The sequence below is a fragment of the Confluentibacter sediminis genome (genome assembly GCF_003258355.1).
Taxonomy (GTDB): Bacteria; Bacteroidota; Bacteroidia; order Flavobacteriales; family Flavobacteriaceae; genus Confluentibacter; species Confluentibacter sediminis.
In genome coordinates this window covers 1-10,895 of sequence record NZ_QKPO01000033.1, presented here as the reverse complement: position 1 = coordinate 10,895, position 10,895 = coordinate 1, and the positions used below count along the sequence as shown (strand labels likewise).

Genomic DNA, 10,895 nt, shown 5'->3' with positions numbered 1-10,895 from the left:
GAAAGAACAATATCAAGCTATTAATTAAACCAATAATTTTTAATGCTTAAAAAGAATTTCCTTTCAATATGCTCCTCATAAGGCAACGGGAGTGTATTGAAAGGAAATTTTATAGTCTATAATAAAAAAAAAGCTATTAGCCTAATTCAAATTTAGCTTAAAATGGCTTGTCTTTAACTCGGTTTTTTGTTGTAAGTTATTTTTTTGAAAGGTCATTGTTAGTCCAATTCCGCTTCTATTCGTTATAACTTTAAATTCTGGCGTAAATTCATTATGTGTTGTTGAATTCAGAGACGAATTATATTACTCCACAGCTTGTTTCTTTTTTTTATCAACACTCAATGAAATTGGAATTCCAATTGCAATAAGACCAGCTCCTATGCCCGCCAAAGTCCAATTCGCATCTCCACCTGCTGAGTTAGTTCCTGTTTGCCAACCAATGAGGCCTCCACTTGTGATAACAAGAATATAAGTGATGGTATTATTAGATTGTGCTTTTTTAATGAGTTCAAATGCTTGTGGATTTGGTTCCATTATTTTAACTAATTCACCCATTCTCAAATTTTCGCCATTCTGAGAATATTTATAGCCGCCGAACACTTTTTTTACTTCATTTGTTGGGCTATGCATAAACTCATTGTTGCAAAACCAAAGTCAGGGTCAAACCTGTTTTTTTCATTTTCTAAAGTTTATTTTGGTCAAAATTACTTATAGCGGTTCTTCTATAACCTTCAGGTAAGGGATAAATATGCACCTGTCTTCTTTTTTAACACTGACCTTAGAATTCAATGTAGATTCTGGTATAAACAAACCCCCTTAATTGCGGTTATACAATGTAACTAAATGTTTGTTTTTAATTATCTCCATATTTCTACTTTATTGATGTCGAAATGATTGTTGCCAATACAAAATAAAGTGTGTATGTTGCCAATATTACTCCAGCAACCTTCAGATATTTCAAAGTTTCAGAACCTTCTTGTCTAAAAATGTTAAAATTTGTAACCGCAGCAACAGCGCCAATGGCACCGCCAATTGCGCCGCCTACAAATAATAATAAAATTGGAAGCCCACCTAAAACATATTGAAACCATTGGAGTTTAGCAACTATTTGATTTTTGACACCATTAATTTCTAATGCTGGAACCGTATCAGGAAATGATTGTTTAGGAAATGCTTTAATAAGTTCACCCGTTTCATTTGGTATAAGAAATGGTCTGCCTTTTTCCGTAGATTGTTCAACTTGTATATTATTCTTTAGTAATTTAGATTTCCCCGTGAAAATTGATGTTTCAATTTCAAAATAGGAGTTAGGAAAATCTTGGAGTTGAAATGTATGTTTCATGTTTTATATATTTTGTAATTATATGTAACCTTTATTCAGGACTGAGCAAACAACAATTGATTTCTGTGAATATATCCTTCCTAGTAATTTTCCATTTTACCCTATTAGTGATAGTTTGTTACGAGCGCTAGTGGGAATTGGGATTCCAATGATATAATTTAATCATATTCTCTATTTCTGTCCACAAATAATCTAAAGCTTCGTCTTCATTATTAAATAAGCGAAGATTATGACTTTCTCCTTTTTCATCAAAATAAAAAGATTCCCAATAAGAACCATGCTCTATTAAATTACAAGCATTAAATTTAACTCCATTATTTATTGAATACCAACTATCAGGTATTTTATTTTTAATAATTTTTTCTTTAAATGTTTTAATATTCATAATTTAATGAAATTTAATATATCCATGATATTCTAAATAAAACGGACTAGTTGGAAGTTTATATTGAATACCCCCTCCAGGAAAATAATGTGCTGGAGCTATATACGACTTCATTACAGGAAATGGTTTAATAACTTCGAAATTAATTTTAATACTTAAATCTGTTGACGCTGGAAGAGACCTCATTTCAAAAGGAGTACCTTCTGGAGAAGCGTAAGTTCCAAACTTATCACCGAATCTATCCATCATTTGTCCTGGATACGTCATTTCTGTTTCCCAACTCCCCATTGCTCCACCATTTTCTGGCTGATATTTTGCGACTGTATTATTTTGCGTGGTCGATTCTGCCTGTACTTGAGTAGATTTATCATAATCAACTTTAGCTTTTTCAATAGCTTTATTTACGTTTCCTGCAATAACAGTAGCAGATGGTTTAACTTCTGTGCCAAACCAGATACCAGCTCCGCTAGCTTTAGCCGCAGAAAACCCAGAATAACCACCACCGACTAATCCAAAAATAGCATTCATGCCCAAACCAGCATCCCAGTCTTTGCCAGATATTATATTACTTAATGCACCTAAAGTAGTAGAAGTAGATGCTCCAGATAATGCCCCTGGCACAATGCCTACTGCATTTATTGCTACACTTGCATAAGCGCCAACATACCCCATAGCAGCCCCCATAAGAGCTCCTTTGAATCCTGCCATTAAGGATTCTCCAAAAGTCCCCCCATTGAGTGCTGTACCCAATGTACCACCTACAAGACCAGCTCCTGCACCTGCCCACAAACCAACCACCAAAGGTGTGGCCGTACCCATAGATGCTACAATAATAACAGCTGTACCTACGGCTGCTACAACTGTTACAACTGATTTCCAATTTTTAGCCCACCAACTATTCCAGGATTCCCCACTAAAGTCAGTATACTTTAAAGGATTGTTAAGAACGTACCCATATCTATTATAGTTCTGCGTATTGGTTGGGTCTTGCATATAATTGTCCGGTTGCAGAAAACGATGCAGCTTAGCATCATACAAACGCCCATTCATATGTATGAGTGCTACGCTCTGCAAATGCTCATGCCCAGTGTACCCTCTATCCAATACGGCAAAGCCAGATAGAACAGTACCTTGACCATCTATAACTTTAACAACCTCTCCCCAAGCATCGAACAAACGTTTTTCTACCACAATACCCGCTTGGTTGGTTATGGCAACAATACTGCTTAAATAGTCTCTGTGCAAATATAAGTATTCTTGAGTAGTGCCATCACTTTTTAACACCACAGATGCCGTGTAACCATCGCCTCCAATATAGGTAACAAACTCTACAGCTCCTGTTGCCGTATTGTGCTTAATTTCCATACTGCCATCGGCTGAATAGTGTTTACGGTATTGCCTTTGCGTTTTATCCGTTTGCAACCCGCCATAAAACATACTGCTTCTGTTGCCCAATTGGTTATATGTGAAACTAATCTTGTCTACACCTGTCTCAGTAATTTCATAAGGGCTTTTAAAAGTATTATAAGAAATGTTTAACTCTCTTTCTTGAGGAATGACATCACTGGTTTTACGAATACGCGCATCATCAAACCATAAAATCCCTGTAGCGTTATTATCTAAACGAATGTTCAACTTTTTAATATTAGCAGGCACTAAAAAGGTCTTTTCTATTAAAGACCATCCTGTTGTAGTAGCAATGGTTTTGCTATCAACATAGGTATAATAACCCGTTTCGTTCTCGGTTTTCATAAACAGGAATATTTCTGCGTTTGGATTACTGCCATCACTTTTTACCCATGCAGAATAGGTGTATTCTGTAGGAACGGCATTATTGATTTTTATCCAATTTTCTGCATGTATTACTTTTTCCCCACTTGTTGTATTGTTAATTTTTAATGAAGTGGTGCCGCTTTTTCCAACATTTGTATCGTAAGTAAAAACAGAGGGGTCAGAAATGGTCCAACCTGATTTTTGCTCCATATTTTCATTGAATAAACCTGCTCTATTTTCATAGTATGCTTTTGATGCCAGATTGGTATCTATGGATGTATTTTGATATTTTTTACTGGAATTGCTATAGTTATAGGTTCCTAAAGTGTTTTGTTTAATACGACCATCGTTCTCATATATTTGTTGTGCTTGGACCCCTTGTGCATTGGTGTAGTGTGTCAATCGGTCTGAGCTATCATATTGGAAGTTTTCTGTCCAATTGAACAAACTATTTGTTCTAGATGTTAAATTTGCTCTTATAGGTTCAAAGGTGGTGTATAAATTAAGGACATCTGTATTCGTACTAGCAGTAAAAACCCTTGAACGCTCTATATAACCATAGGTGTCATAGTTTTGATTCAAAGCTAAACCATTTCCATAATTAGCACTTGTTAGTTGACCTCTGGCATTCACGGAATTGGTCTGCCAAAGCACTTGCTGATTTCCTGTGTCTATCATTTGCCAAGCATAACCGTTTTTATAGGTATGCTGTATGGTTTTGGTACTCGATTTACCAGCAGCAGTCGCTGTTGATGTTTCGGTATTCAGTCTTCCAAAGCCATCATAAGTAAACTGTTTCGTAAAGGTGGCATAAGGCGTGGTCTCCATATTGGTAATTAACCTTTTGCTCGTATCATAGGCATAGGTTGTGGTTGTGATTGCATTATTTTCCAACACATCGGTAAAAGTGCTAGAGTTTAATAATTTTGTGGTGCTATCATACACAAAGCTTGTTTGGCTATTTGTATTGGTTCCTGAAATGGTTTTTCCTAATATTTTACCAAGAGGGCTAAGTGAATAAGTTGTGGTACCGTTGGGCGTGGTTTCCGTTAAGGCTTCGCCCAAATCATTATAGGTATATGTATAGGTTCCCGCTGATGGATCTATCAATTTGGTTTTTCTACCCCAGCCGTCTTGTTCAATAGTGGTAACGACGCCATCATAATTAGTTGTTTTTAGATTGCCGTTCGCAAAATAAGTGTAATTGATAGTGCCGCCAGGAGTATCGGTCATGCTAACCATATTGCCAAGGGCATTATTTGTAATGGTCTTACTTAATGTACCATCATTTACGGTAGTGGTTAATCCAGTATATGTAATATTGGTCGTTTTGCCTGTAAAAGCTAAATTTTGAATGGTTCGCCCATAATCATCATAATGGGTTTCGTTCCATTGGCTTGCACTGGTAGTGTAAGGTTCACTTACTTTGTAATTTCTGTTGTAAATATCATAAAGGTAAGATACATATGCATAGTTCCCATTCACGTCTTTAACACCTGTATTTATTTTTCTTCCCAAATCATCAAAATTTGTTATGGTAGCACTGCCATCATCCCCTGTGGTGGTAACGGTTGTATTGCCTCCATTTCTCGCATATGTTGTTTGAGTGCTTTTACCTAAATAATCGGTGGTATTTATTTTTTTAAACCAAACATCATATGTATAGCTGGTTGTTAAACCATAGGGATTGGTATCCGAAAGTAATAAACCATTGTTAGTGTTATAAGAAAAACTGGTTGCAAGACCTTCAATATCTGTGCTTAACGTTAAAAATCTACCAGATGTATCATATTGATAATTGGTTGTTCTTGACGATACATTAGACGCTGAAATTGTTTTTTGGGTAATGTTACCAAAAGTATCATAGACATTGTCTTCCGTAATAAAATTGGTATTATGCCCCTTTTTCTTTACTTGGGTCAATAAACCACCTGTATTGTATGCGTATTGCTCTTCAGAAGTCATTGTATCTCCGGAAATAGCAACACTTTGCTTTTTATTTACTGGTCTGCCCACCACATAAGGTGAACTTGTAGGTAACGCATAAGCTATCTCGCTTACAGTAGTTTGTTGGATAGTACTGCCCTGTTTTGTAACAATTGTTGATTGTGTTGGATTGTTATAAGTATCATATAAAATACCCGAAGTTTCGATACTCGTACCATTCAAACCATTAAACTGTTGTGAAGCACTTAACTTGAGGGTAAAAACCTTATTAGCAGCTAGTGTATTTGTATAACTGGAAGTAGTTTTACTAATAAAATTAGTTGGAGCCGAATAATCATTGGCAGAATAATTGCCTAAAACCGTATAGCTTTCGGTATTGGCTCCACGTAACGCCGTATCATATTTGGATACCGTTGTTATTATGGGATTATTATCATTAAACCAATTTGTACGAGCAGTGGCTTTAAAACCTAAAAAACCTAGTCCTTGTACATTAGAAACAGCTCCAAAATAAGAATACATTTGTTTCGAATAATCTGTAGCACTTTGTTTTTCGAGCATTGAAACGACGTTTAAACTGGATGCCGTTTTGATATCTATATTGGGATAGCTTTCTGAATATGCACTAGTATAAATTGGATAATAGGCCCCATCATTAAAATCAATATCCGAATTCAAGGGTTTGTAACTAATGGATTCCGTAACGCCATTGCCGGTTGTAATGGTGCGTAATAATTGGTCCTTGGAATTATCTTTATTGGAATTAAAGTAGAAAATTTTATTATCGCTTAAAAACGCAATCTCTAGGGTTGGGTTATAAGGTTTATCTTTATTTTGAATCCCTTTTCCTGTTGGCAAGTAAATAGGTAGCGCATTAAGATAAATTGATGAACTATTATTACTGTAAGCTATGTTGTAACTACTTGAACTAAAAGCGGCATCTCTATTATTATAACAAGTAACTATTATATTACCTGATGTATTGCCTGAATTCCTATAGCTTTTGCATAAAATCAAATCCGATTTTCCATCCTTGTCATAATCTGATGCTATGTAATTATATGTATTTGTAGCAGTATTTTGTGTAAAAGAAATACCTGTATAGGTCTGAACGGCTTTTATAAAACCTGTTCCAGTAGACGTATATTTGTACCATACTGTAGAACCATAGGCTGACGGAATAATAAAATCTGTTTTACCATCACCGTTATAATCTCCCAGAATAATTGTTTTAGAATTATCAATAGAGATATTGGTATCGGGATAATTCCATAATTGGATTAATTGATTGGTATTGCTTAAAGAATATGTAGTAACTTTTCCATTTTCAAAAACCATAAAATCGGACTTACCATCACCATTCACATCGGCAACTTCCACTTTGGAGGTTGAGGTTAAATTGGCTAACAATTCACCTGAATATGTTAAAAAATTAGTAGTGTTATCCCTTTTTAAATCTACAAAATAGACTTTTTTGGATGTTACTTTTTTTGGGAGATAAAGTCTGCAATTTTTTACTGAACTATTACTAGCGTAAAGATAATCCATATCAATCGCCATAACATCTGTAAGCCCATCTCCATTAAAATCGCCTGATAGAATTTTTTTTGGAAACATTTTATTAACTATGACTCCCATGCAATTCACTACTTCTTTTGTTGCTTGTGTGGGGAAAGTTACCACACGGTCGTATTGATAATAAATAGGAGATACCGTTCCAGCACTGTAGATTGTAAAGGTATAATTGGTGTTTGTTTTTTTGGCAACCGTCCATCCTTGCTTGTCCCATAATTTATTGTTTGATGTCAGCCAAGTTACTGGGAAAATAGTTTCAAATTCGCCTACATCATGTTGCCAGCCAAAATTGGTGCTACTGCCCGTACCTATGTCTGTAAACAACCAATATTTCTTTTTACTATCCGTGCCCGTAGTTGGGTAGATTAAAAACTCCATGTTTTCGTTACCATCAAAATCCCCTGAAACAGTTCCTGCATTTGAAGAATTTATGTTACCTATACTTAAACTGGATGTGAAATCGGCATAAGAGATAGATTCTGAGGTGTTTTCATAAGTAAAAACAGTAGGATTATACCTTTTTGCCCCATCACCAGATCTCTCAGTTATACTCGTTAAACGTTTATATCCTAAGGAGTTGGTGTTATACAATAACCAATAACTTCTAAAACCAACACTATTGGATGTTACAGCAATACTACTTAAAATTTTATCTTGTAAAATACTCTGTCCACCGATATAGATTAGTTCTGGTTTGGTAGAGGTTCCATAATTAAACTGGATTTTGTTTATAGGGCTTGAAGCATTTAATGTTCCATAATTAATTGATGAAATACTTAAATTGTTATTTGCGTTATTATAGGTGTAACTAATTCTAACTCCTTGTGGGTTTTCCCAATAAGTAATGGCGTATTCAATGATACTTCTAGAATCGGTAGAGTTACCGTAATAAGCTTTAGAGCCATCAGGATATTCAATCAAAAAATAGGAAGGACCATAATTGGTCCCTGATGGATGGACACCATAGGAAGTGATTTTTACAGTAGAAAATTTTTCTGTTTCATAAATAGCACCGTTAGAACCATATACAGATCCCGTTTTTAATATTAATCGCTGTCCATCTAAAGCAAATCGATCCAAATTATCAAAATCAACGCCATCTATATTGCCATCATGAAAGGCCGTTGAAGGCATTCTTCTTATAGAAGACACGCCTGTTATATTCCAACCATATCCAGCCATACCATTGCCCCCTTGACTATTATATGTCAAACTAACTTGTGGTACAACACCATTTATACCTGGAGGCACCATGATAGGAATGGAATAAGAAGCCGCTCCAGTTAGCGACACTGACAATTGACCTTCTGTTATACCTACTTCCGTAGAACTTCCTGTTGGGCCCGTTGTTACAGCCATAGGCTGCATCTCTGGCATTCCACTAAATTCATTAGTGGTATTTAGTGTTTTTGGGGTTTGACCTGGACTATTTATTCTTGTAATCGGAATCAATCCTTCTACTGGTGTCCCACCCATATCTTGCGCCGAAACAAAAAATGAAAAACCTAAAAACATTAGGCTAAAGTAAAATTGTTTCATAGATTAATTTTTAATGATTTTGATTGATTTTTGTTCACCATTATTATAAAACAATACCACCGCATACATTCCTATGGGATACATTTGAAAAGCAATGTTTTGATTGTTTTTTTTCTCCAAGTTAGGGAATGTTTGAACCACTTGTCCATTTAATCCATATACCTGTATTGAGTAAACATAATTGTCTTCTATTAACTCCCATTGAAGATAGAGCTCTTCTTTCACGGGATTTGGGTAATAGGAAATAACATCTTCGGAAGAAAATTTTTGTAAGTCCTCGCCTTCCAAAGCAGTTATCTCTTTCGTTTTCTCATTGTCTATTTTGGATGTTGAGCAATTAATGCATAACGATCGCTGTATTTGGTTGCCTGCCAAATCATATTGAAATTTAATTTTGTCTTGAGCATTAACTAAAATAAAATACCCAAGGAACAAACACAATGTAAAGTGCTTCATATATAAAGTATAAAAATTTTTAATAAAAAGGGATTACAAGTAATAACATTTTAAAATTAATCGAAGAATTATTATCTATGAGTCATCTACCTATTGCCTTAAAAATTGAAGTGTTTTTTGCTCTAGATTAGCAAATACCTCTACTATAACTGAGTTGTATATGTAGTATATGTGCGTACTTTAATGACCGGATTAGTGATTGCTTCTTAACTTTTAATTTGTACTATTACACAACAAGTGTATAAAATAAAAACAACAAAAAATTGCGGAAAAACCGTAATTTTTTAAAATTTTTAAATAAGGTTATTTGAAAGAAACATTGCTATTAATGAACTGAACCTAAGACTTTTATTTATAATGTTGCAAAGCCTGTTTATTGCATCTTGTTTTTATTTATGCGTTTTCATTTTGGAAAACGAAATTCAATATTTATAGGTATAAAGTCAATAATAAATATGAATAACATAGTTCCGTTAATATCGAAAAGATTTCCATGTTAAAACCAAGAAAAAATGACAAAAGTTTCAAGCCATATTTTTAACATACGGTTGTTGTCTTTTAATGACAGCACATACCCTATGCACAAGCTTGTTCCTAACATTGTTAACGATGAGCATTTTGTTCTTTCCCTCTTCAACCTTTCTTTGGAAATAAGCCCTAATCTCAGGGTCATGGTTAATGGCAGCCAGTGCCGCCATATGGAGATGTTTTTTGAGCGTTCTGTTTGCCATGGGATGAACCCTAGACTTTCGGTGTATAGAATCCCCAGAAGTATATTCAAACGGCACTACACCGCTGTAGCAGGCGAGCTGTTTAGGATTATCATATCGTGTAAAGAAGTTGGTGAAAATGGTAAAATGGAGAGCCGTAATTTGTCCAATTCCAGTAACGGAAGTAACCAAACCAACCGTTTTATTGAGTTTGTCATCGGAAAGGATCAGTTTTTTAATTTCACTTTCAACACGATCAATTTCATCACAGAGGTTTTTATTGATTTTCTTGAGATTCTTTTTAGCAAGCTTCCCAAGTTCAGGGGAGAACAGTTCAAGTTCATTTGGATACTTGTTGATGTCCGCCCTGGTATTGACCAATTTTCTTCTGATCTTAAGCAGTATTTTTGTTTTTTCGAGCACTTCTGCCATAGGCTTGTAAAGTTCCATTTCCCTGTAGTTCTTAGATGCATATTGAGCAATCCGTTTGGCATCCACACGATCACTTTTCCCTCTGAGAAGCCCTATGCTTTTGGTAATCTGTATAGGCATTTCCACACAGAAGTTCGCTTGTTTTTCCACGAGCTTGGTAATGATTATTTTACCATAAATACCTGTGTGTTCCATGCAAATAAGCGTGTTGGACAAAGAAATCTTTTGATTTTGAAGCAACCTGATAAAGGCATTAGTACCCTTTCTAGAGTTTTCGAATACATACGAGGCAGTCCTATCCTTATCGATAATGGCTACATCAAAGAACCTTTTCGATATATCAATACCGATAAAGTAGCAGAAATTTTGTTTGTTCATAACAGATAAGATTTTAAGATTAATGACCAGTATCCAGATAATCATCGAACCTCTAATAATAGGCCTAAAAGCCTGAATTTCCATCTGATGCCTGTCCGGAAATAACTGATAAGGGCTTTTATCAAATAAAGTATAAGCCTAAGAGCTTTGAAAAGCGTATAATTCGCCCCTATCAGTTTGGTCACAGATTATAATTATTGAGAGTTTTCCCCCGATATAAAGTTACTCATTACAAGTACTTACTATCATGAAAAATTCTCTATATAAAGTGTGTTTACAAAACTAAGGGGAAAAGCAAGAGGGTAACACGCTGCGCGATGTTACTGGTTTATATTTCATTTAAAATCAGATATTTAAC

Annotated in this window: 6 protein-coding genes; all 6 read right to left on the bottom strand. The window is 35.0% G+C overall.

The window, feature by feature from the left end; genetic code table 11:
• Positions 1-303 precede the first annotated feature (303 nt).
• The 6 genes from DKT72_RS17635 to DKT72_RS17610 all read right to left on the bottom strand — a co-directional run bounded on the left by DKT72_RS17635 (position 304) and on the right by DKT72_RS17610 (position 10,537).
• Positions 304-630 (bottom strand): hypothetical protein, encoded by a 327-nt coding sequence (locus tag DKT72_RS17635; protein WP_111310072.1) that lies wholly within the window; start codon positions 628-630, stop codon positions 304-306.
• 241 nt (positions 631-871) lie between these two features.
• Complete coding sequence (locus tag DKT72_RS17630; protein ID WP_111310071.1) at positions 872-1,342, bottom strand: hypothetical protein; 471 nt, start codon at positions 1,340-1,342, stop codon at positions 872-874.
• Positions 1,343-1,469: 127 nt separating this feature from the next.
• Entirely contained in the window at positions 1,470-1,727 is a 258-nt protein-coding gene (locus DKT72_RS17625; RefSeq protein WP_111310070.1) for a hypothetical protein, read from the bottom strand.
• Between the two features lie 3 nt (positions 1,728-1,730).
• Positions 1,731-8,561 (bottom strand): glycohydrolase toxin TNT-related protein, encoded by a 6,831-nt coding sequence (locus DKT72_RS17620; RefSeq protein ID WP_111310069.1) that lies wholly within the window; start codon positions 8,559-8,561, stop codon positions 1,731-1,733.
• A gap of 3 nt (positions 8,562-8,564) precedes the next feature.
• On the bottom strand, positions 8,565-9,017 hold the full coding sequence (locus DKT72_RS17615) for a T9SS type A sorting domain-containing protein (RefSeq protein WP_111310068.1): 453 nt from the start codon (positions 9,015-9,017) through the stop codon (positions 8,565-8,567).
• A gap of 524 nt (positions 9,018-9,541) precedes the next feature.
• Positions 9,542-10,537: an IS110 family RNA-guided transposase gene (locus DKT72_RS17610; RefSeq protein ID WP_162623368.1), complete on the bottom strand. Its 996-nt coding sequence runs from the start codon at positions 10,535-10,537 to the stop codon at positions 9,542-9,544.
• Positions 10,538-10,895 lie beyond the last annotated feature (358 nt).